Consider the following 22,301-nt stretch of genomic DNA (forward strand, 5'->3'; position numbering starts at 1 on the left):
CACCGTCCCGCTCGTCACCCTTCTGACGACTATTTCGCTGCCCGGCGGCGCTTCGTTGCGCGCGCCGGCACACCGGCAACGTACGACTGGATCAGATAGTTCCAGCGGCAGGTGCGGCACACCTCGACGACGTGGACGGTGAACTCCGGCGAGCGGGTCGCCAGGACCGCGATCTCCGGTTCCGTTCTCGCCGTGCCGGACGGTCCGCCGATTGTGCTTCCGAACAGCCATGACACCTGCGTCACCTGCTCTTTGCGGCACACCGGGCAGGGCCGGTCGGTGCTCTGACCGTGGAACTTGGCGGCCCGGAGCAGGTAGGTGTCCGCGTCGCACACGTCTTTCAACTGGACCTCACCCGCGCGCATGCGCGCCAGCGTGGCGCGGCGTGCGAGGGCGTAGTCGATCTGTTGACGGTGCACGGGCTCCAGCGTAGACGCGCACTCCGCCGCCTCCGGCTGTGATGGAGATCAAACATCAGAAGCTACTGTTCAGTTCGATCCCGGTTATATCGATGCGATACATTGGTGGCTGCATCCAGCCGTCACAACGAGCCGAGAGGAGACCGACATGCTCGAAATGGCAGTTCTCGGCCTTCTTCTCGAATCCCCCATGCACGGGTACGAGCTGCGCAAGCGCCTCACCGGGCTGCTCGGCGCGTTCCGCGCGTTCTCGTACGGCTCGCTGTACCCGACATTGCGCCGCATGCGCGCCGACGGGCTGATCGCCGAGGACGACGCCGATACCGCGACGGGCGTCAAAGTCCGCCGCGGACGCCGCGTCTACCGTCTGACACCGCTCGGCGAGACCCGCTTCAGCGAGCTCGTCGCCGACACCGGCCCGCAGAACTACACCGACGACGGCTTCGGCGTGCACCTCGCGTTCTTCAGCCGAACCCCGGCAGTCGCACGGATGCGGATCCTCGAAGGCCGCCGCCGCCAGGTGGAAGAGCGCCGCGAGGGTCTCCGCGAGATGCTCGGCCGCGCGATGGGATCCAGCGACCACTACACGCGCCAGATGCACGAGCTGAGCCTGGAGACCTCCGAACGCGAGGTCCAGTGGCTCAACAAGCTGATCGCCGACGAGGCGTCGGCGGGCTCCACAGATTTGAATGCCTGGACGCCGGCTCCCGGCGACGGCATCGAAAAAGGAAAGAAATCGGCGGTACAGCAGTCCGTCGTACCGCCACAGAATGAAGGAGAGCCCGACCATGGGTGAAACCAACAACGTGCGCGTGGCCATCGTGGGCGTGGGCAACTGCGCCTCATCCTTGGTCCAGGGCGTCGAGTACTACAAGGACGCTGACGAGAACGCAGTCGTTCCCGGCCTCATGCACGTCAAGTTCGGCGCGTACCACGTCCGCGACGTCCAGTTCGTCGCCGCGTTCGACGTGGACGCCAAGAAGGTCGGCTTCGACCTCGCCGAGGCGATCAACAACAGCGAGAACAACACCATCAAGATCGCCGACGTTCCGCCGCTGAACGTGACCGTCCAGCGCGGCCACACCCTCGACGGCCTCGGCAAGTACTACCGCGAGACCATCACCGAGGCCGACGGCGACGCCGTCGACGTGGTGCAGGCGCTGAAGGACGCGAAGGTCGACGTCCTCGTCTCGTACCTGCCCGTCGGCTCGGAGCAGGCCGACAAGTTCTACGCACAGTGTGCGATCGACGCGGGTGTCGCATTCGTCAACGCCCTCCCGGTCTTCATCGCCTCCGACCCGGAGTGGGCGAAGAAGTTCACCGACGCCGGTGTCCCGATCGTCGGCGACGACATCAAGAGCCAGGTCGGCGCCACCATCACCCACCGCGTGATGGCGAAGCTCTTCGAGGACCGCGGTGTCGCCCTCGATCGCACGTACCAGCTGAACGTCGGCGGCAACATGGACTTCAAGAACATGCTCGAGCGTGAGCGCCTGGAGTCGAAGAAGGTCTCGAAGACCCAGGCCGTCACCAGCAACCTGAGCGGCTCGCTGGCCAACAAGGTGTACGACAAGAACGTGCACATCGGCCCGTCGGACTACGTCGCATGGCTCGACGACCGCAAGTGGGCGTACGTCCGCCTCGAAGGCCGTGCCTTCGGCGACGTGCCGCTGAACCTGGAGTACAAGCTCGAGGTCTGGGACTCGCCCAACTCGGCAGGCATCATCATCGACGCCGTGCGCGCCGCGAAGATCGCCAAGGACCGCGGCATCGGCGGCCCGATCCTCCCGGCATCGGCCTACCTCATGAAGAGCCCGCCGGAGCAGATCGCCGACGACGTCGCTCGCCAGCAGCTCGAAGCGTTCATCATCGGCGCCGAGTAAGCGTTCAGTACCGACAAGGCCCGGCACTCCTCACGGAGTGCCGGGCCTTGGTCTTTGTCGGCGCTGAAAGCGGGATCATCCAAGGTCCGGAGGCGCAGGACGAGCGACAGTCCCGTCGACGGTGAGCCAACCGTCGGCGACCATCGCCAGCAGCAACTGAGCCTTGTTCGCGACCGGACGCCCGGCGGCCTCGTACCGCTGCGTCACGCGGCGATAGTGCGTGCGCACCGTGCACTCGGCGACGAAATGCGCGGACGCGGTCTCCTTCACGGTCGCACCCATGACGTACTTCGCCATCACCTCCAATTCACGCGGAGTGATCACGACTCGCACCCGACCCTCGCCGAGCACATCGGTGATCGCGGAACGAATCGCTGCGGGCGCACCCGCAGCATCGCGGACCACCGTGGCTCCGGGCAGAACTGCGCCGAGGTCGGTGACGTCCACGACGACGACCACCTTCACCAGGTGGACGAGTAGCGGCGGAAGGGTCGTCGACGCCGCGGCGCCGTCGACGACGAGCACCTTCGGCAGCACCCGGCACTCCGCGAGCTCGGCGACGTCGACGATCCGCGAGCGGTAGCCGAGAGAGCGGATCCAGGACGCCGAGAGTTCCGCGGCGAACGCTCCAGCCGACAGGACGCCGACCGAATCGTCGAATCGCACCCCTTGACCACCGCCGGTCCGCGGACGGACGCGATGCGAGTGAAGTCGCACGCCTTCGGAAGCCGTCGTCATCTGCCCTCGTTCTCGATCGAATGAACCAACGCATCCATCGTCTCGGTCGGGTACGACGAGAACAGCCTCCCAATCATCCTTTTGGTGGACAACTAGGCGGAAAAGGAACCGAACGGGTGAACCTTCATGCGCGATCACGCATGAAATGCGAGCCTTCGAGTAAGATTCGACCAGTGTCGACTGGTCTACGAATACTCATCGCCTCTCCGCTGGGGCGCGTCGTCGCAGCTCCGCTCGAAGCCAATTTTCCTGAGGTGACGGTCTCCGTCGCCGCGACGGAGGCCGAGTTCAATCGGGCGATAACCGGGCAGGTGCGGTACGACGTCGTCGCTGCGGATCTCATCTGGAATCAGCCTGAGACCGAGTGGACGTTCGACGGTCTGGACGCGATCGACCGCCTGCGCGAGGTCGATCGCGTCGCGCCGGTGATCCTCGCGACGCAAGGCCACAGCATGGAGCGCGACCATCTCGACGAGGCGATGCTGCGAGACGAAGTGTGGGGCGTCTTCCCGAAAGCAGCGGGCCTGCACCCCTTCATGGATTCGATCCGCTCGGTCGCGCTCGGCAACCGACTCCCCGATCGACCAGACCCGTCTGCGCCGAAACCGTTGTACGCCGAACTTCAGGGACGGCGTGGACACACGGCGGGCCGTCTGGCAGGTGCGATCGCGGCGGGTCGGGCCACTGACAACGCGACGCTCGCGCTCGCCGCGCAGGTCGCGCCGAGCACGGCGAACAAGGTGACGAGCCACTATCTCGGGCCGATCATCTCGGCCCGCGGTGAGCACAACAGCGCGTTGCCACTGACGCAGGGTGCGGTGTACCGCTGGTGCGGCGTCCACGCCCGCTATCTCGTCAGTTGGTGCCGCCGGAACGGTCACGCGGACGTTCTCGGCGACTGACGTCCCACTGCGAACCCACCGACTACGATTCGATGGCGATGTCCGATCCTGCCTCCCTCCTCGTGGTCCCGCTGCTGATGATCGCCGCGGCGCTGGCCAGCCGCACGACCGCCCGCTGGGTAGCCGTACCCGTCGTCGTGTTCGAACTCGTGCTGGGCGTGGTCGCCGGTCCCGATGCCCTCGGCTGGGTGGACCGGACGCCGTTCCTCGCACAGTTGTCGCAGTTCGGCGTCCTGCTGCTCTTCTTCGTCGCCGGTTCGGAGATCGACGCCGCGTCCCTGCGCGGACGCACCGGACGCCGCGCGTGGCTGGGCTGGGCGATCAGCATCTGCGTCGGCGTCGGCGTCGGCTTCGTCGCAGAACCCGGCTTCGGCGCCCTGATCATCGGGATCTGCCTCGCTTCGACAGCGCTGGGCACACTGCTGCCCATCCTCCGCGACGCCGGCGATCTCGGCACACCGTTCGGCTCCGCCGTCGGCGCCGTCGGAACCGTCGGCGAGTTCGGACCGATCATCGCCATCTCCGTGTTTCTGGGGACTCGATCACCCGGCATGTCGACGGTCGTCCTCGTGGTGTTCGCGGTGATCGCACTAGCCGCGATCCTGCATGCTCAGCGACGACCTCATCACCGGCTGCACCGGATCGTGGAATCGACGTTGCACACATCGGGGCAGTTCGCGGTGCGATGCGTCCTGGGCGTCCTCGCCGTCCTCGTGTTCCTTGCGCTCCAACTCGGGGTGGACATGCTGCTCGGCGCGTTCACCGCGGGCATCGTGTGGCGACTGCTCATGCGGGATGCCGACGAATCCACCCGCCGAAGCGTCGAAGCAAAAGTCGACGCGTTGGCCTTCGGTTTCCTTGTACCCGTCTTCTTCGTCTACACGGGAGTGAAGTTCGATCTCCGTGCACTGCTCGACGCGCCGCTCGCATTCACCGTGATCCCGTTGATCGCCGTCGCACTCCTGCTCATTCGCGGGGTCCCGTCGATGCTCGCCGCGCCGGACGGCGCCTCCCGTCGTGAACGAGCGGCGGTCGGTCTGATGGGCGCGACCGCACTGCCGATCATCGTCGTCGCGACCGACATCGGCGTCGAACACCACGCGATCACCTCGACTGAAGCGGCCGTGTTCGTCGGCGCGGGCGTCCTGTCCGTGTTGGTGTTCCCGATCGTCGCCACTGCCGTGCGAAACCGCTGAGACGAACGGCTCACATCAGTTCGATCCAACCGTCGGCGACCATCCGGACCAGCAGTTGGGACTTGTTGGCGGCGGCGCGGCCGGCCTCCTCGTAGCGGCGCGTGACACGCTGGTAGTGCGTGCGGACGGTCGCCTCTGCGATGAAGTGCTTCGATGCGGTCTCCGAAACCGTCGCACCCATCACGTAGGTCGTCATGACGTCGCGTTCCCGATCGGTGAGCCGCACCGGGGCCCGCCGTGGCGCTCGGCCGAGGACCGCTCCGACGAGGCCCTCGACGTCGCCTGGTGCGGAGCTCGAATCGGCGACGATCCTCACCGAGGGCGGATATCCGGCCACAGCTCGGTCCGTGACGACGATGAAGCGCACATGACGCAGGTGCCGAGCCATTCCCGCATCGAGCGCCGACGGGTCACGAGTGATCACCACGGCAGGCGGTTTCGGATCCGATCTGAGCTCGGTGCCGGTGACCACCCTCGACCGATAACCCATCGCGGCCAGCCAGGAGTCCAACCCGACCGCGTCGAGCGGAGTCGCCCCGAGCAGACCGACCACCCGCTCGGTCCTCGGGAGCCCGGTCGGGATCGACGTGAGACGTCGACCGGCCGACATCCGATGGAGGCGGTTCGCCTCCGAGAAGGAGGCGTCCGGTTCCGACACCGTCATGTGGTCCCCACTTCCGCTGGAATGTGCTGCGTACGCGGGTCACCGTATCCCCGGGCGCGAATGCACCGGCAGACCCGAATTCTCGGGTAAACCGAGCGGACGACCCCAGTTCAGGGGGCGAGAGTGAGCTCGCCGGACGCGTTGTACACCCGCCTGTCGATCTCCTCGCCCGCACTGTGCACAACGGTCATCAGGGACGATCTTCCCGGCGGGAGGATCCGAATGGTCAGTGTGCCGTCGACCGTCGCATCCAACGATGCCGTGACCGTCGTGACGATCCGCTCGACGATCTCCTCAGACGCCCCGTCGAGTCCATGGTCGTCCAGCAGGATGACGTCCACTCCGCGTCCGCGCGCCGCTCGCGCGGCGGCAGTGACCATCGGAACCGCGAGTGATCGGGCGCGCAGCGAATCCCTCAACTGAGCTTCGAGAAGTCCGCAGGCCCGCCGTTCGGCGTCGGTCAGCGCTCGAGGATCGGCCAGCCGCTCGAGAAGCGGTCGGACCAACGAGTCCAGACCCACCAGTTGGCGGTCCCGCTCATCGAGAACGGCCCGGTGAGCGGCCTCGGCCGCCGCTCGCTCGGTGCCCTCTTCACGCAGCAGAAAGATGTCGCGGGCCGCGGGCCGGATAGTCAATCCGAAGAACGTCGCCATGAGAAGCGGTGCAATGTTGATCAGCGTCACGCTCAGCCCGTACCCGGTCCCCTGCCCGGTGCCCGCCGTCCAGAACACCGTGACGCCGATCGCGGCGAGCAGGGACATCCATCCCCAGATCGTCCGTCCCCGCACACACATGTAGGTCGAGACGGCCGTGGACGCGGACAACGGCCACAACTGGAGTGCGCCCGGCTCCGCCGGAAGCGTGTAGATCACCAACGCCGTCGCGGCAGGACCCGCCACAGTCATGTAGGCAGTCCATCCCGGCGGAAGCGGATCGCCCGCCGCACGGATGAGCCCGACCGCCGCCGCGCTCACCAGCGCCCAGGCGAGCAGTTCGCGAAGCACGCCGCCGCTCTCGGAGGTGGTGACGGCGAGCAGCGCGTACGTGCAGACGAACCACGCTGCGAGGATCTGTGCGGCAACCGAGTGCAGGCCCATCAACGAGCGGACGTCGCCGTGTTCGACATCGTCTGTCATCATCCACCCTCGATGTCGTCACGCCAGGTCAGAGTGACCGTCGTTCCGTGCCCCACACGACTGACGACGTCCGCCTCGCCTCCGGGCAGCGACTCCATGCGGCCCCGAATGCTGACCGCGACACCGAGCCGGTGAGATGCGACCGCGGTCGGGTCGAAACCGACGCCGTCGTCCGACACCCGGATCGTCATCCGGCCGACTTCACCGGTGACCTCAACCCGACTCGTCGGTGCCGGGCCCGCATGGCGGACGGTGTTGCGCAGCGCCTCGGAGACCGCTGCGCCGAGCGCCCAGACGGCGTCGGCGGGCATCTTGCCGTCGGCGTCGAACGATCGCACGACGAACTCGGCACGCACGTTCGCGTCGGCGGCGGCGGCACGCAGGTGGACGACCGCCTCATCCACCGTGAACGGACGATCCGTCCGCACGCCGGCCCTGATGTCGTCGAGTTCGGTGAGCGTCGCCTTCGCGAGGGCGCTGATCTCGTCGGTCGACGCCGAACGCGACGCGACGAGCAGAGTCGCCATCACGCTGTCGTGGGTCAGCGCGTCGAAACGCTCGCGTTCCACCATCCGTCCGCGCTGCGACGCGGCCGCCTCGGCGACGGCGTGCGTCTGCGCCGTGGTGGTGTCCAGGACGCGACCAGTGCGCAGCGCCATCACCGAGCCGCCGACGAACAGGCTGCAGAACATGACGGCGAAACCCGTCTCCGGCACCAGGTCGAAGAGCGTCGCCCCGTCACGAACCCACACGTTGATCATCTGCACTGCGACACAGCCGATCACCATGTGCGCGAAGGCGACCCGCGCGGGCCACGCGATGACCGCGGCGATGCTCGCCAGCCCGGGGAACGACGCGAACCACACCCCGTCGCCCATCGGGACGCCGGTCCCGTTCCACACGAACGGGAACGATGCGACGACGACGAGGAAGGCAGACGCCGCCACTGCGCCGGACCAGCGGACGGCCCGCACATCGTCACGGAACGAGAGGACGCCGGGGACCAGCCCGGTGCCGAATGCGAGCACAACGGCGACCGGCGTCCACCACGGTGCGGTGCGGTCGGACCATGCGATCACCGAACCGACGAGCATCACGGAGTACGCCACGTACCCGACGGTGGTGAATCGCGCGAAGATCCGGACGATGCGATCGAGATTCTCGCCGGTCGTCGTGTCGATCAGGAGCACCATCAGGCGGGACGCTCCGGCATCGGCAACAGGCCGTCTTCGACAGCACGCATGTACAGGTCGACCTTGGTGGCGGCGGGGCGGCCTGCCGCAGCATACTTCGCCCGGATCCGGCCGACGTAGTCGGTGATCGTCTCCGTCGACAGGCCGGTCAGCCGCGCGACCCGGTCGGCCTTCTCCCCTGACGCGTACAGCGCGAGGACTTCCTGCTGTCGTGGACTCAGACCGGCCGCCGACAGGTCGGGATCTCCGTCGATCGCCGCGGCCCACTCGGTGGTGACCACCGGAAGTCCTGCGGCCGCGGCCTCGATCGCTTCGACGACGGCGTCGACGGGCGCCGACTTTCGCACGATCCCCAGCACGCCTGCCTTCGCGGCGAGCCGCACCATGTACGGGTTCTCCGCCCCCGTGAACACGAGGACCTCCAGACCCGCGGCCCGCAGTGCCTCCACGTTGGTGAACGGCGAAGATCCGTCCGCAAGGCGTAGATCGAGCATCACCAAGTCGAGGTCGGTGGGGCCGCTCAACAGTTCCGGAACGGTCATCGCCGACGCGACCACAGCCAGGCTCGGGTGGCCGGCGAGCATCGCCTCGATGCCGAGGACCACGGATGCGTGATCCTCGACCACTCCGATCCGTTTCACGTTCACACTGCGCTCCTCAACCCCGAGACCATCCACGACAGACGTGGATCGAAGGTATCCCCGCACGCAGTGGGATCGAGCGGCGCGCAGTCGCATTCAACCGTTTCGACGACACCGGGCGGATCGACGGCCACACGCGGTCTACACCGAACCGATCTCGTTCGAACCGACGACATCAGGAATCTCCCTGATGCCGCATAGCGGATTACAGGCTAAGTTGTGGGGCACGTCGTGGCACGATCACCGTGTCGTCGGGGCCAGACTTCGTTTGCACGATCGACGTCGTCCGCCCCCGGAACACAAAACACACATAAGCTGACGAACAAGCCCGGCCTCCTTCGGACCAGGCACCGACCATCGAGCGGACGCTCGGCGAGAATGAAAGGCACTGCACATGGGTGTGAGCTTGACCAAGGGCGGCAACGTCTCCCTCACCAAGGAGGCCCCCGGCCTGACCGCCGTCTCCATCGGCCTCGGCTGGGACGTCCGTTCCACCACCGGCACCGACTTCGACCTCGACGGCAGCGCCATCGCGCTGAACGCCGACAAGAAGGCCGTGTCGGACCAGCACTTCATCTTCTTCAACAACCTGCGCTCGCCCGACGGCTCGATCGAGCACACCGGCGACAACACCACCGGCGACGGTGACGGCGACGACGAGGTCATCAACGTCGACCTCGCAGGCGTCCCGCCGGAGATCGGCTCCATCGTGTTCCCCGTCTCGATCTACGACGCGGACGCACGCAGCCAGTCGTTCGGCCAGGTCCGCAACGCGTTCATCCGCGTCGTCAACCGCGCCAACGGCTCGGAGATCGCCCGCTACGACCTGTCCGAGGACGCGTCGACCGAGACCGCGATGGTCTTCGGTGAGCTGTACCGCAACGGCGCCGACTGGAAGTTCCGCGCAATCGGCCAGGGCTACGCATCGGGTCTCGCGGGCATCGCCCGCGACTTCGGCGTCAACGTCTGATCCCCTCACCGCCGCAACAGCAACGACGCACCGACGGGCCTACTGCTCGTCGGTGCGTCGCGCCACGTACGACGAGCTGTCGACTTCGATGATGTCGCGCCGTCCACGAAAGAAAAGGCCGACACCCACGTGATTCTCCGCATCTTCGGACTCTCGTTCGTGATCTCCATCGCGGCGCTCGTCGTCGCATTCGTCTACGGCGGGCCCGAAGCCCTCCTGCTGACGGTCATCCTCGGCATCCTCGAAGTGTCGCTCTCCTTCGACAACGCCGTCATCAACGCCACCGTCCTCCGCCGGATGAGCGAGTTCTGGCAGAAGATCTTCCTCACCGTCGGCATCGTGATCGCCGTGTTCGGCATGCGGATCCTGTTCCCGCTGGCCATCGTGTGGATCACCGCCGGACTCAACCCGGTGCAGGCGTTCGACCTAGCGCTCAACCCTCCGACGGACCCGAACGCCGACAGCTACGAATCGCTGATCACCGCGGCGCACCCGCAGATCGCGTCGTTCGGCGGCATGTTCCTGCTGATGCTGTTCCTCGGCTTCATCTTCGACGACAAGGAGATCACCTGGTTGTCGTGGCTGGAGAAGCCGCTGATCCGCATCGGAAAGCTCGATCAGCTCGCCGTCGTCATCGCCGCAGCAATCCTCGTGATCACCGCGACGTTCATCGCTCACGAGGGCGAAGGTGCGACGGTCATGATCGCCGGAACCCTCGGCATGATCTCGTACATCCTGGTCAACGGCCTCGGTGAACTGTTCAATGTCGAAGAGGAGGGCGACGAACCGTCGACCGGTCCGTCCGACCTGGCGAAGGCCACCGGCAAAGCCGGCTTCTTCCTGTTCCTGTACCTCGAAGTGCTCGACGCCAGCTTCTCGTTCGACGGTGTGATCGGCGCGTTCGCCATCACCGCGGACCCGATCATCATCGCCCTCGGTCTCGGCCTCATCGGCGCACTGTTCGTCCGTTCGCTGACCGTGTACCTGGTCCGCCAGGGCACCCTGTCGGAGTACGTCTACCTCGAGCACGGCGCCCACTGGGCGATCGGCGCACTCGCGTTCATCCTCATGTACTCGATCGGCACACCGGTCCCCGAGGTCGTCACCGGCCTGGTCGGCGTCGCGTTGATCGGCGCCGCGATGATCAGCAGCATCATCCGTCGCCGCAAGGAGACCGACGAGCCTGCCGACGACGCCGCACTCGTCGACTCGAAGGAGTAGCGCTGATGACGATCGACACGAGCACCGGGTCGATCATGCGAATGTCTGCCGACCAGGCCGCCCGTCGCTGACTGGATACGATCGAATCGTGCCCACCAATCCGCGCCGGGGCCTGTTCGGCAGGCGATCGCAGAGCGATCGCGCCACGCCTGCGCAGCTCGCGGCTCTGACCGACGCCTTCTTCGCCTGCGAACGGGCGATGGGAGACATGGCGAGCGCCGTACAAGCCGCGCAGGCGGTGGCGCCCGGTTCCATCGCGACCGCCGAATGGGACGGCGCACGAGACCGCTACGACCAGGTGATCTCCCGTTACTTGGTGATCTCGGCCGACGACTCTCCCGAGGCCACTCCGGCGAACGTGGAGCAGTGCACTCGGGCGTTCGTCGAGACCACGGAATGGCTCGGTCGCTACGCGGCGTGGCAGGCGTCGGGTCTGCAAGCCGGGCGAGCCGCGATCAACGGTGCCGCCCAAGCCGAACAGCAGGCCCGAGTGGCGGCCAACCAGGCGCTCACCGCGCTCGACCAGGCACCGGTCGAGCATGCTCACCTGACATCGGTGCGAACCGCGGCCGACGCTCTCGCACAAGACCTCACCGGGTTCGAAGCGGCGACGGGCCTCACCGAGCGCCAACGTGCGGCAGACCTCGTCGTCGAAGCCGCGCACCGCGTCATCGATCTCCTCGATCGGGCACCCGGCCTCACCGCCGAGACCGAGAAGACCATGCGGTCGCTCGCCACTCGCAGGCAGGCCGTCGAGACGAAACTCGACGGACTGCCCGCAGTGATGTCACAACTGCTGCGGGACTTCAGTTCTGAATGCTCCATTGACCTCGTCGACGTCCCCGAAGACGTCCGACACCACCTGCAGAACGCGGACGAACGACTCGACCGGGCACGAGTCCTCCTCGGCCACGCACCCGATGAGGCACGAGCCGCCACCGAACAGGCCAGGGCCCACCTGGCGGACGCGGACGAACAGCTCGACCGCGTCGTCGACAGGCTGTCGGACCTTCGAGACGTCCGCGCCGATCCGACGGTCGCCGCATCCCGCGTCCGCTTCCGGATCCGGGACGCCCAGAACTTCGCCGTCGACAATCACCAGGTCCGCGAGTGGGGCTCGGTGCTCGACGCCCAGAACGACCGAGTCGACCGCGCCGCAGCGGTCCTCGAACGCATCCACCCCGACTACTGGTTCTACCTCTCCGAACTGCGGGCCGTCGACGCCCGCGTCACCGACATCATCGGACGGATGCGCGATCACGTCTCGCGCGCCTGACGACACACCTACCGAACGAAAGGAGCAGCCCATGTCCGCCGACATCGCCGTTGACTCCGTCGATCTCGCCGCCACCGGGGGGATCACGCAGTTCCCCCAGCTGTCCGACGAGCAGCTCGACCGCCTGTTCCTGCACCGCCCGCAGACAGTCGACCTGCACTCCCCGATCGACCATCTCGCCATCGCCCTCGGCGCCACCCTCTACGTGCCCGCCACCCGCGACGACCTGACCTCGGTCATCCGACGTCGCGCCGAATCCGGGGTCACGTCGATGGTCATCGACCTCGAAGACGCCGTCGCCGATGAAGATGAGGCGACCGCCGTCGAGCGCACCATTGCAACCCTCGCCGATTTCGCCCACGACAACTGGGATCGCCTACTGCTGTTCGTCCGTGTCCGGACCACGGATCACATCGAGACCATCACCGCGGGTCTCGTCCCCGGCCACTGCCTTGCGGGCTTCGTGATCCCGAAGTTCGAAGCCGAATCGGGCGCCGCGGCTCTCGACACCATCGCCGCGGTGTCCGCCGACTGGGCCCGCCCCCTCTACGTGATGCCCGTCCTCGAGACGCCGCGCATCGTGCACCGCGAGACGCGCGACGCCGAACTGACCGCCATCCGCGAAGTCCTCAATCGCCACCGCGAACGCGTCCTCGCCGTCCGCATCGGCGCCACCGACATCTGCGGCCTGTTCGGCATCCGCCGCGACCGAGACGTCACCATCTACGACGTCCGCGTCGCCGCCGACGCCGTCGCAGGCATCGTCAACATGCTCGGACGCAGCGACGGTACCGGCTTCGTGATCACCGGCCCGGTGTGGGAGTACTTCGCGAACCACGAGCGCATGTTCGCGCCGACGCTGCGGCACACGCCGTTCCGTGAGCACGACGCCGTCTACTTCCGGCAACAGCTGGTGAGCCGCGACCTGGACGGCCTGCTCCGGGAGATCGCCCTCGACCGCGCCAACGGCATCACCGGCAAGACGGTGATCCATCCCGTCCACGTCGGCGCCGTGCACTCGCTCTCGACAGTCACCGACGAGGAGTACTCCGACGCCCTCGACATCCTCGACCGCGACGGCGGCGGTGCTCAGGCCTCCGCGTACGGCAACAAGATGAACGAGCTGAAACCGCACCGCAACTGGGCGCTCGGGGTGATGAACCGGGCGCACGTCTTCGGCGTCACCCGCCGCGACATCAGCTTCGTCGACCTTCTCACCGAATGGGCTGGTGACCGATGACCCCCTCCTGGGTGACCGACGCCTTCGATGCACACGTCTCCGGCGTCGACGACCTCGTCGAACTGGGGTTGCGCCGCAACCCGAAACGCGCGCACCTGCTGGTGTCGACGGTGCTCGGCAAGCACATCCCGACCCCGCCGTCGCGGGTACGCGGTGCGGCGAACGATCTCGGCGACGCCGTCACCGGGATCCTCGGCGACGAGACATCCACCGCGACGGTCCTCGGATTCGCCGAGACCGCGACCGGGCTCGGACACTGCGTCGCCGAGCGCATCGGGGCGGCCCGCTACCTGCACTCCACGCGCCGTGCCGTCGACGGTGCGGCGGTGCACGGCTCCTTCGAGGAGGGCCACTCCCACGCGACGACTCACCTGCTGCAGCCGACCGACGCCGATTTCCTCGACACCGATCCGTCCGTCCCCGTGGTGCTCGTCGACGACGAGATCAGCACCGGGCGCACCGCAGTCGAGGCGATCGAGGCGCTGCACGGTCTCCACCCGCACCAGCGTTATCTCGTCGCGTCGCTCGTAGACATGCGCGACGACGGACACCGCGCCGAGTGCGACGCCGCCGCGACTCGCCTCGGCGTCACGATCGACTTCACCGCGCTCGCCGACGGCGCCATTCGTCTGCCCGACGGGATGACCGAGCGGGTGGTGGCCCTCGACGCGCCCGACCTCAACCCGACGGCGCCGACCCGCGGAGACGTCACGTTCTTCACCGCGGGTTGGCCCGCGGCCGTCCCGGACGGCGGCAGGCACGGTTTCCTCGCCGCCGACACCGCCCCGTTCCATCGGGCCGTCGACGATGTCGTCGCCGGACTGTCCGACGTGTTCGCCGCGGATGACCAGGTGACCGTCGTCGGGCACGAAGAGCTGATGTATCTGCCCCTGTGCATCGCGGAGCGACTCGGCTCGCACGGTGTCGACACGCGTTTCCAGACCACGTCCCGATCACCCGCCCACGTCCGCGACCAGGACGGATACCCCCTTCGTCGCGGCTTCGCCTTCCCTGCTCCCGAAACGCCACTCGACCCCTCCCACACATCGAGCGAGTCGAACCTCCACAACTGCTCGCCAAGCACCCACGCTTCTCACTGCTCGTTGAGCGAGCGAAGCGAGTCGAAGCGCCCCGCCGCCGACATCCGATACCTGTACAACGTCGCCGAACCCGGCTCAGACGACATCCCGTCGGTCCTGCTGGTGATCGACGACCCCGCCGACACCGCCGCGTTGCGTGCGGACGGTGGACTGCTCGACGTCCTGTCGGCAGCCGGGCATCGCGTCGTCGTGCTGACGGTGCCCGCGACCGACCCCGCACGTCTGTCCCGTTCACGGACCGCAGACGCTCGACGCATCGAACCGACAGGCGGCCCGCTGCGCGCGCCCGACTTCGGGTCCTACTCGCCGAGTGAGGTCGCGTGGCTGCTCAAGGACCTGTCCGAGTACTCGCTCGAAGGAGACGTCGCCGAGCGGGAGCGCCGCATCCAGGCGGGTGTCGCGCACTACGCGGAGTCGTTGCCCGTCGAGTTCCAGCCCGGCGCGGCGTACCTCGAACTGTTCGACGCGACACTCACGTCGTCGGCCCGTCGACTGGCGCTCGCCGTCGGAACAGTCGCCGAACTGATCCTGGCCGAACGCTCCTCTAGTCCGACGCTTGTCTCCCTCGCCCGTGCCGGAACCCCCGTCGGAACGCTGATCGCGCGGTGGATTCGCGCGACCCGCCGTTCTCAGCCTGCGCACTACAGCGTCTCGATCGTGCGTGGTCGTGGCATCGACGCCGTGGCCTTGGACTACATCGCCGAACGTCATGACCCCGCGTCGGTGGTGTTCGTCGACGGATGGACAGGCAAGGGCGCGATCGCGAAGGAACTCACCGCGGCCCTGCGGGTGTACGAGGACGGCGGGGGTGCGCACTTCGACGACGAACTCGCCGTGCTCGCCGATCCCGGATCGTGCACACGCCTGTACGGCACGCGCGACGACTTCCTGATCGCCTCGGCCTGCCTCAACTCGACGGTGTCCGGACTCGTGTCGCGCACTGTGCTCAACGACGACCTGATCGGTCCGGGCGATTTTCACGGCGCCAAGTTCTATCGCGATCTGATGCCGCACGACGTGTCGAACCGCTTCCTCGACGCAGTCACCGCCGAGTTCGACGCAGTCCTCGATCAGGCGCGCGCCGACGCAGCAGCCCTGCGGGGCACCGACCGGACTCCCACCTGGGAGGGCTGGTCATCAGTCGAGGAGATGCAGCGGCGGTACGGACTGTCGTCGATCAACTTCGTGAAGCCCGGCATCGGCGAGACCACCCGAGTGCTCCTGCGCCGGGTGCCGTGGCGAATCCTGGTGCGCGACGCCGACCTTCCCGATCACCAGCACATCCGTCTCCTCGCCGCAGAACGCGGCGTGCCGGTCGACGTGGTGCCCGATCTCGCGTACTCCTGCGTCGGTCTGATCAAGGAGTCCGTGTGAACGCCCTCATCGCCACCGACCTCGACCGCACGATGATCTTCTCCCGTGCGGCGTCGGGCTTCTCGACCGCGCTCGAAGAGCGGTCCGGATCTCCGAGCGCGGTCGAGGAACCCGTGTGCGTGGAGATCTACAACGCCGCGCCGTTGTCGTTCATGACCCCCGGCGCCGTGACGAAGCTGACCGCGCTGGCCGCGTCGACTCCTGTGGTCCCGACGACCACTCGCACACGTGAGCAGTTCGAGCGCATCACCCTTCCGGGCGGTCCGTTCGCGTACGCCGTGGTGAGCAACGGCGGCCGGATCGTTCGCGACGGCGAGAACGACGAGGACTGGCGCTCAGCGTTGGAGGCGCGGATCGCGACGACGTCGGCGCCCGTCGCTGAATTGCACGCCGACCTCCAGACGAGAATCGACGAGTCGTGGGTGTCGTCGACGCGTATCGCCGACGATCTGTTCGCCTACCTCGTGGTCGACTTGGACCGGCAGCCCTCCGACTTCGTCGACGACTGGCGGGCATGGTGCACTCCCCGGGGTTGGTCGGTGTCGCAGCAGGGCCGCAAGATCTACGCGATGCCCGACGGCGTGACCAAGTCCGCCGCCGTCGCCGAGGTCCGACGCAGGCTCGTCGACGACGGTGTCCTCACGCCGGACGCGCCACTGTTCGCGGCAGGCGACGGCCAGCTCGACGCCGACCTGCTCGAGTACGCCGACCATGCCATCCGTCCGGCCCACGGCGAGCTCCACGACTCCGGCTGGACCCGGCCGGGACTCACCGTGACAGCGTCGGCCGGTATCGAGGCAGGCGAGGAGATCCTCGACTGGTTCGTCGACCACGCACATCACCCAGCGTCAGCGCCCCATCCGCTCCGACCGGCTCTCGCCGAGAAGTAAGAGGTAATCCGATGTCTTCACTCACCAAGGGCCAGAATGCGGCGCTCCCGACCGGGGACGTCGTCGTGTCCGTCGACGTGGCTGCGGCCGCCGACTTGTCGGCACTTCTCGTCACCGAGGCGGGCAAGGTGCGCAACGACGCCGACTTCGTGTTCTTCAACCAGCCTGCGGGACCCGGCGTTCAGCTTCGCGACGGGCGCCTGCACATCTCGACCGCCGGCATCCCGTCGGACATCGCTGCGATCCGCGCCGTGATCACCCTGGACGACACCACCCGCAGCTTCGGACAGTTCGCACCGCCGGTGACCCGCGTGTTCGACGCCGCGGGCGCCCCGCTGTTCGACTACGTCGTCGACGGTCTGACCGCCGAGTCGGTCGTCATCGCGGCAGAGGTGTACCAGCGCAACGGGCAGTGGAAGGTCCGCGCGGTGGGTCAGGGCTACGCGGGCGGTTTCGCCGACCTGGTCCGCGACCACGGCGTCGCAGTCGACGACGCCCCGGCCCAGGCTGCTCCCCCCTCGCCGCCCGTCACTGCGGCCCCGCCGGCATACAACCCGCCGCCCCAGCAGAACTACACGCCGCCGCCCGCACCGCCGAGTTACGCGCCGCCCGCACCGCAGCAGAACCACGCACCTGTGGCCCCGGCGTATGGCACTCCCGCCCAGCCTCAGTACGGCGCACCGGCCCAGCCCCCTGCTCCTCCGCAGGGGCAGGCACCGATCAGCCTCTCGAAGGACCGGCCCGTCTCGCTGGTCAAGGGCCAGAAGGTGTCGCTGAAGAAGGACGGCGGCGTTCCGCTGACCCAGGTGTGGATGGGCCTCGGCTGGGATCCGGTGCAGACCGGGAAACGCGGCTTCTTCGGCGGTGGCGGAGGCGGCGGCGACATCGACCTCGACGCGTCGGTCCTGCTGTTCTCGCAGGGCAACTGCGTCGAAAGCGTGTACTTCGGCAACCTCCGGTCGAAGAACCAGTCGATCGTCCATTCCGGCGACAACCTGACTGGTGAGGGCGCGGGCGACGACGAGGTGATCTCGGTGGACCTGTCGGCGATCCCGCCGCACGTGGACCGTCTGGCGTTCATCGTCACCTCCTACCGAGGGCAGACCTTCGCCGAGGTCCAGAACGCGTACTGCCGACTCATCGACCAGATGACCAACGCCGAGCTCGCGCGCTACACGCTTGCAGGCGGTATGCCGTTCACCGGCGTGTGCATGGCCGTCATGTCGCGGATCAACGGCGAATGGCAGCTCCGCGCCGTCGGCGAGGGCTTCAACGCCAAGACCGCCAACAAAGCGATCCCGCACGTGATGCCCTACCTCGCCTGACCTCTGTCCGCCAGTTGTGTCACGTATGTGGTCACAACCGGCGGAGGGAAGCCGAACTCGAGCATTTGTGGAAGAGTTGTCGCATGACCGACGAGCTTCCCGAAACCACACCGGAGTCCACACAGTCGCGACTGGGCGGACTCACATCGAAGCTGCCCGAGATCTCCGGACGCACCAAGGCGATCATCGGTGTGAGCATCGTCGTGCTGTTGGTCGCGGGGTACCTGATATTGCAGCGCTTCCTTCCTCAGTGGTGGGGTCGTGAGATCGCTGCCGACGTCGGAGGGAGCTTCACCCGCGGTTCGCTCTACGGTCTCGGATACGGGCTGCTCGGCTCCGCGGTGACGCTGATCCTGCTGTACTTCGCGTACGTGACGATCGGCCGCTACCGGAACATCGTGTCGTGGACGCTGTTGGTGCTCGCTCTGGCATCGACCGTCCCCAACCTGCTGACCCTCAGCGTGGTCATCGGCAATGGGAGCGGCGCGGAATCCGGACGTCTCGCCCTCGACTACGACGGCATGGGCTTCCGCGGCGCGACTCTCATCGGGCTGATCATCGGCATTGTCATCGGCCTCGCCGTCGACTTCTATCTGCTCGGGAAGCGGCGCGCGAAGGCCAAAGCCGAAGCCGCCGCCTGACTGCCCAGCGGCCGGCATCGGCTCATCGGTCCGACAAACAGATGAATTCTGGGTGCTGCACCCACCCCAGCGGCCCGACCGACCAACGTGCACGGTCATCTCGTGGGACTCTCTGATCGGCGCCAACCGTACGTCACCAGCGGTTTTACTGTCTACTACACGAAGAACACGCTGTAGTCCGGATAACCGACGGATGCGGTACTCACCGTAAAAGTGTCAGTGGCGTGTGCCACGATTCTTCCGTGTCACCTTCGAACCCGTTCGGCCCGGGAACAGGCCGCCCCGCCGGCGGACCTCCGAGTCCGGGACCTGCGTATCCCGGCTTCGGTCCACCCCCGGGGCAGGCGCCCGGCGGCCGGCCCGGTCCGTACGGTCCGCCGTCGAGCGGCGACAATCCGTTCGGACCGTCAACAGGTGTGCCCGCGGGTCCTCCACCGAACAGCCCCGCACCATCGTCGGCAAGCAGCGGACCCCTCGACCCCGTCGGTCCACCGACGGGTCTCTTGATCGCCGCAGCAGTCCTGGCCGTAGTCGGCACGGTGTTCGGCGGAGTGTTCTGGGGATCCCCGCTGAGCATCGTCGGCTGGGCACTGGCCGGACCGATCGCGATCGGTGTGCTCGCCCTGTTCACCTCGCGTGACACCGTCCGACGCTCGGCCGCGATCTACCTGCGGCCCGACTGGCTGTCGCTCGCCTACGCCGTCACCATGCTCATCATCGCGATCGGAGTCGTCGTCGGCTCCGTGAGCTTCGCCATGTGGATCGGACACCGTTGATGCCGCACCTGCACACCTCCACCCGAAGCGCAGTGCGAATCGTCGTGCTCGCCGCGGCCTTCCTCCTCGCAGCGCTCTCACTGGTCCCGGCACCCGCCGCACGGGCCGAGGACCCCGCGGGGACCGGCCTCGACACATTCGGAGCGTGCGTCACCGCGTCCGGCTCCGGGCGGGTGCTGCTGCTCGTCGACCAGTCGCGCAGCCTCGCCGAGTCCGACGCCGCCAACGCCCGCGGCACAGCGGCGAAGCTGCTCGCGAAGCAACTCGTGTCGTATTCGAGCAGCACCGGAAACGCCGTCGAAGTCGCCGTCGCCGGCTTCTCCGACACCTATCAGTCGTCTCTCGACTGGACCCGACTGGACGCTGGTTCACTCGACTCCGTCAACACGGCGATCACCGACACCACATCACGTCAGGACGGCACCGCCACGGACTACCAGGCAGCACTCGAAGGCGCACGCGGCGCACTGGGCGCACAGCGCGGCGACTGCAAGATGATCGCCTGGTTCACCGACGGCGAGCTCGACTTCCTCACCGACGACCGCGAGTCGCGCATCAACGCCGCGAGTACCGAGATCTGCCGCAAGGGTGGAATCGCGGACCAGCTCGCCGCCGCGGGCATCGTCAACGTGGCGATCGGGCTCTCCGGCGCCACAACCGGCGAGTCGCCCGACTTCACCCTGCTGCGCAGCATCGCGATCGGCGGCGCCGACTGCGGCACCGGCGACCGCTCGAGCAAGGGGCAGTTCTTCGAAGCGAAGAACATCGACGATCTCCTCTTCGCGTTCGACCGCCTCGGCGCACCCGGCGACAATCGGGCGCCGTCCGAACGCGCAGCCTGTGTCAAGACAGTCTGCGATGAGGGCAAACACCATTTTGTGCTGGACGACTCCGTCGACAGCGTGAGCGTGCTCGCCGACGCAGGACGGGAAGGCCTGGTTCCGGTTCTCGTGTCGCCGGACGGCGCGCAGACGCGCCTCGACCCGCGAACTCCGAAGACCGAGAAGGTCGGCGGTGTCACCATCGACTACAGCTTCCCGTCAGCGCGGTCGACGTCGATCGCGATGACGGGCTCCACCGGACCGTCGTGGAGCGGAGTCTGGGCTCTCGTGTTCGTCGCCGACACCGAAGCCGACGCGCAGACCCGTTCGAGCATCCACATCACCGGTGGACTCAAGCCTGCGTTGGCCGACGCGGCTTCCGTGTCACTGCACGCCGGAACAACCGACGAGACAGTCACGTTCACGATCAACGGCAAGGACGGGAAGCCTCTCAGCAACGACAAACTGCCTGACGACTTCCAGCTCGGGGCCGAGCTCGGGACCCGCGACGGGAAGACGATCCCGATCGCCAAGAACCTGGACAAGGCCACGATCGGCAAGCCGCAGACAGTGAACCTCTCCGGTGCGACGCCAGGCCAGGCCACGCTGCGACTGTCGCTGAACGTCACCCTCAAGGCCAAGGAGAAGGGCACCGGCAAGGTCCGCGAGACCGAGCTGTCCCCGGTCCGCGCCGACATCCCGATCTCCATCAAGGCACCTGCCGGTTACCCGACGGTCGCCGACTCGATCTCGTTCGACACGATCGAAGGTGCAGGCTCGACCACCGCGACCATCAAGGTCACCGGTCCGGGTTGCGTCTGGCTCAAGCAGGACGACACGGCGGTCACCGCGTCGCCGGACGGGACCGACGTCACGGTCGAGTCCGATCACTCCGCGCAATCCGGCTGCCTGAAGCTCGCCGACGGCCAGACGGGCGAGTTGACGGTGACTCTGGCGTCGTCGGAGTCGGTGAACGGCATCGTCGGCGGCGACCTCGTCGTGATGGCTGCGCCGAAGGGTGACGGCGAACCGGTCGCGATCACGATTCCCTTCACGGGTGAACTGAGCAAGCCGCTCAACACGAGCACATTCATCGGGGCGCTGATCGCGGCCCTGATCCTCGGCCCGCTGATCCCGCTGCTGCTCCTGTACTTCCTGAAATGGCTCACCGCGCGCATCCCGGCGCGTGCGCTCCGAGTGGAACAGATCCCCGTGCGTATCGTCGGCGGCGCCGTGGTTCGCGGGAATCAGCCGTTCGGTGTCAGTGACACCGAGTTGGTCGGTCTGGTCCCGAGCAACGGCAACTCGACTCGCAGCATCGACGTCGGGGCCCTCAGCTTGCGGACGCGTGTCGGTTGGTCGCCGTTCGGCGCAGGCCAGGTGGTCGCATCGATCCCCGGCATGGCCGGTGCCGCGGGGCGCGAAGGTTCGTCGACGGGCAAGACGCCGGACGCGCTGTTGCCGCTCGCGATCCACAACAACTGGGCGCTGTTCCACGATCCGTCGGGTCCGGAAGACGTCGCGACGATCGTCCTCCTGGTCGGCGGCGACGCCGGCCGCCCCGAGATCGACCGTCTGGTCGGAGAAGTCCGCGACTACGCACCGCGGAACGTGACAAAACTGCGTCAGGCGTCACCCGCTTCGCCGGACCCAGGTGGTCCGTCGGACGCCGCACCTGCCGCGCCCAATCCGTTCGGGCCATCCGGCGGAGGGAATCCGTACGGTCCGACCGGCGGTGCATCAAACCCGTTCGGCCCGTCGTCCGGCGGCGCACCCGGCGCGCAGAACCCGTTCGGACCGGGCACGAGCACGCCCCCGACGAACGGACCCGGGAACAACCCGTTCGGTCCCGGCCCGAACCGGCCTGCCGGCGGGAACCCGTTCGGTCCGTGACA

Annotated in this window: 20 protein-coding genes; 14 read left to right on the top strand and 6 right to left on the bottom strand. The window is 67.4% G+C overall.

Annotated elements, in window-relative coordinates; genetic code table 11:
* Window positions 1-29: 29 nt before the first annotated feature.
* Complete coding sequence (locus GM1_RS12555) at window positions 30-419, bottom strand: DUF5318 family protein (protein WP_008379341.1); 390 nt, start codon at window positions 417-419, stop codon at window positions 30-32.
* Window positions 420-567: 148 nt separating this feature from the next.
* On the opposite strand from GM1_RS12555, the gene GM1_RS12560 reads away from it, so the two are divergent.
* Both GM1_RS12560 and GM1_RS12565 read left to right on the top strand, forming a co-directional pair.
* Entirely contained in the window at window positions 568-1,215 is a 648-nt protein-coding gene (locus tag GM1_RS12560) for a PadR family transcriptional regulator (protein WP_008379342.1), read from the top strand.
* Window positions 1,208-2,302, top strand: a complete 1,095-nt coding sequence (locus GM1_RS12565) for an inositol-3-phosphate synthase (protein ID WP_008379344.1) — start codon at window positions 1,208-1,210, stop codon at window positions 2,300-2,302. The genes GM1_RS12560 and GM1_RS12565 overlap by 8 nt, the downstream gene beginning before the upstream one ends.
* 75 nt (window positions 2,303-2,377) lie before the next feature.
* On the opposite strand, the gene GM1_RS21595 is transcribed toward GM1_RS12565, so the two are convergent.
* Window positions 2,378-2,968 carry a helix-turn-helix transcriptional regulator gene (locus tag GM1_RS21595; protein ID WP_008379346.1) on the bottom strand — a complete coding sequence of 197 codons (591 nt, stop codon included), beginning with the start codon at window positions 2,966-2,968 and terminating at the stop codon, window positions 2,378-2,380.
* A gap of 245 nt (window positions 2,969-3,213) precedes the next feature.
* Between GM1_RS21595 and GM1_RS12575 the strand changes: the two genes are divergently transcribed.
* Entirely contained in the window at window positions 3,214-3,942 is a 729-nt protein-coding gene (locus GM1_RS12575; RefSeq protein ID WP_008379348.1) for an MSMEG_1198 family transcriptional regulator, read from the top strand.
* Between the two features lie 38 nt (window positions 3,943-3,980).
* Window positions 3,981-5,138: a cation:proton antiporter gene (locus tag GM1_RS12580; RefSeq protein ID WP_040520066.1), complete on the top strand. Its 1,158-nt coding sequence runs from the start codon at window positions 3,981-3,983 to the stop codon at window positions 5,136-5,138.
* 10 nt (window positions 5,139-5,148) lie between these two features.
* On the opposite strand, the gene GM1_RS12585 is transcribed toward GM1_RS12580, so the two are convergent.
* From GM1_RS12585 to GM1_RS12600, 4 genes are all read right to left on the bottom strand, one after another.
* Entirely contained in the window at window positions 5,149-5,802 is a 654-nt protein-coding gene (locus GM1_RS12585; RefSeq protein WP_008379351.1) for a helix-turn-helix transcriptional regulator, read from the bottom strand.
* Window positions 5,803-5,912: 110 nt separating this feature from the next.
* On the bottom strand, window positions 5,913-6,941 hold the full coding sequence (locus tag GM1_RS12590; protein ID WP_008379352.1) for a DUF8320 family protein: 1,029 nt from the start codon (window positions 6,939-6,941) through the stop codon (window positions 5,913-5,915).
* The gene (locus GM1_RS12595; protein WP_008379354.1) at window positions 6,938-8,131 is read right to left on the bottom strand and encodes a sensor histidine kinase; all 1,194 of its coding nucleotides are present in this window, start codon (window positions 8,129-8,131) and stop codon (window positions 6,938-6,940) included. Before GM1_RS12595 ends, GM1_RS12590 begins: the two co-directional genes overlap by 4 nt.
* A complete protein-coding gene (locus GM1_RS12600) occupies window positions 8,131-8,778 on the bottom strand; it encodes a response regulator transcription factor (RefSeq protein WP_008379355.1) in 648 nt (215 codons plus the stop codon). Before GM1_RS12600 ends, GM1_RS12595 begins: the two co-directional genes overlap by 1 nt.
* A gap of 388 nt (window positions 8,779-9,166) precedes the next feature.
* On the opposite strand from GM1_RS12600, the gene GM1_RS12605 reads away from it, so the two are divergent.
* The 10 genes from GM1_RS12605 to GM1_RS12650 all read left to right on the top strand — a co-directional run bounded on the left by GM1_RS12605 (window position 9,167) and on the right by GM1_RS12650 (window position 22,299).
* Window positions 9,167-9,742 carry a TerD family protein gene (locus tag GM1_RS12605; protein WP_008379356.1) on the top strand — a complete coding sequence of 192 codons (576 nt, stop codon included), beginning with the start codon at window positions 9,167-9,169 and terminating at the stop codon, window positions 9,740-9,742.
* A gap of 129 nt (window positions 9,743-9,871) precedes the next feature.
* The gene (locus tag GM1_RS12610) at window positions 9,872-10,963 is read left to right on the top strand and encodes a DUF475 domain-containing protein (protein WP_008379358.1); all 1,092 of its coding nucleotides are present in this window, start codon (window positions 9,872-9,874) and stop codon (window positions 10,961-10,963) included.
* A gap of 88 nt (window positions 10,964-11,051) precedes the next feature.
* Window positions 11,052-12,239 carry a hypothetical protein gene (locus tag GM1_RS12615; protein WP_008379360.1) on the top strand — a complete coding sequence of 396 codons (1,188 nt, stop codon included), beginning with the start codon at window positions 11,052-11,054 and terminating at the stop codon, window positions 12,237-12,239.
* Between the two features lie 31 nt (window positions 12,240-12,270).
* Window positions 12,271-13,479: an HpcH/HpaI aldolase/citrate lyase family protein gene (locus GM1_RS12620; RefSeq protein ID WP_008379361.1), complete on the top strand. Its 1,209-nt coding sequence runs from the start codon at window positions 12,271-12,273 to the stop codon at window positions 13,477-13,479.
* Window positions 13,476-15,953, top strand: coding sequence for a phosphoribosyltransferase (locus tag GM1_RS21945; protein WP_008379362.1), 2,478 nt, complete (start codon window positions 13,476-13,478; stop codon window positions 15,951-15,953). Before GM1_RS12620 ends, GM1_RS21945 begins: the two co-directional genes overlap by 4 nt.
* The gene (locus GM1_RS12630) at window positions 15,950-16,843 is read left to right on the top strand and encodes a hypothetical protein (protein ID WP_008379363.1); all 894 of its coding nucleotides are present in this window, start codon (window positions 15,950-15,952) and stop codon (window positions 16,841-16,843) included. Before GM1_RS21945 ends, GM1_RS12630 begins: the two co-directional genes overlap by 4 nt.
* A gap of 11 nt (window positions 16,844-16,854) precedes the next feature.
* Window positions 16,855-18,168, top strand: a complete 1,314-nt coding sequence (locus GM1_RS12635) for a TerD family protein (protein WP_008379365.1) — start codon at window positions 16,855-16,857, stop codon at window positions 18,166-18,168.
* Window positions 18,169-18,251: 83 nt separating this feature from the next.
* Window positions 18,252-18,809, top strand: a complete 558-nt coding sequence (locus tag GM1_RS12640) for a hypothetical protein (RefSeq protein WP_008379367.1) — start codon at window positions 18,252-18,254, stop codon at window positions 18,807-18,809.
* A gap of 242 nt (window positions 18,810-19,051) precedes the next feature.
* The gene (locus GM1_RS23145; RefSeq protein WP_081604274.1) at window positions 19,052-19,585 is read left to right on the top strand and encodes a hypothetical protein; all 534 of its coding nucleotides are present in this window, start codon (window positions 19,052-19,054) and stop codon (window positions 19,583-19,585) included.
* Window positions 19,567-22,299, top strand: coding sequence for a VWA domain-containing protein (locus tag GM1_RS12650; protein ID WP_169332785.1), 2,733 nt, complete (start codon window positions 19,567-19,569; stop codon window positions 22,297-22,299). Before GM1_RS23145 ends, GM1_RS12650 begins: the two co-directional genes overlap by 19 nt.
* Window positions 22,300-22,301: the final 2 nt, after the last annotated feature.

It is taken from the genome of Gordonia malaquae NBRC 108250 (assembly GCF_000344135.1).
GTDB classification, from domain to species: domain Bacteria; phylum Actinomycetota; class Actinomycetes; order Mycobacteriales; family Mycobacteriaceae; genus Gordonia; species Gordonia malaquae.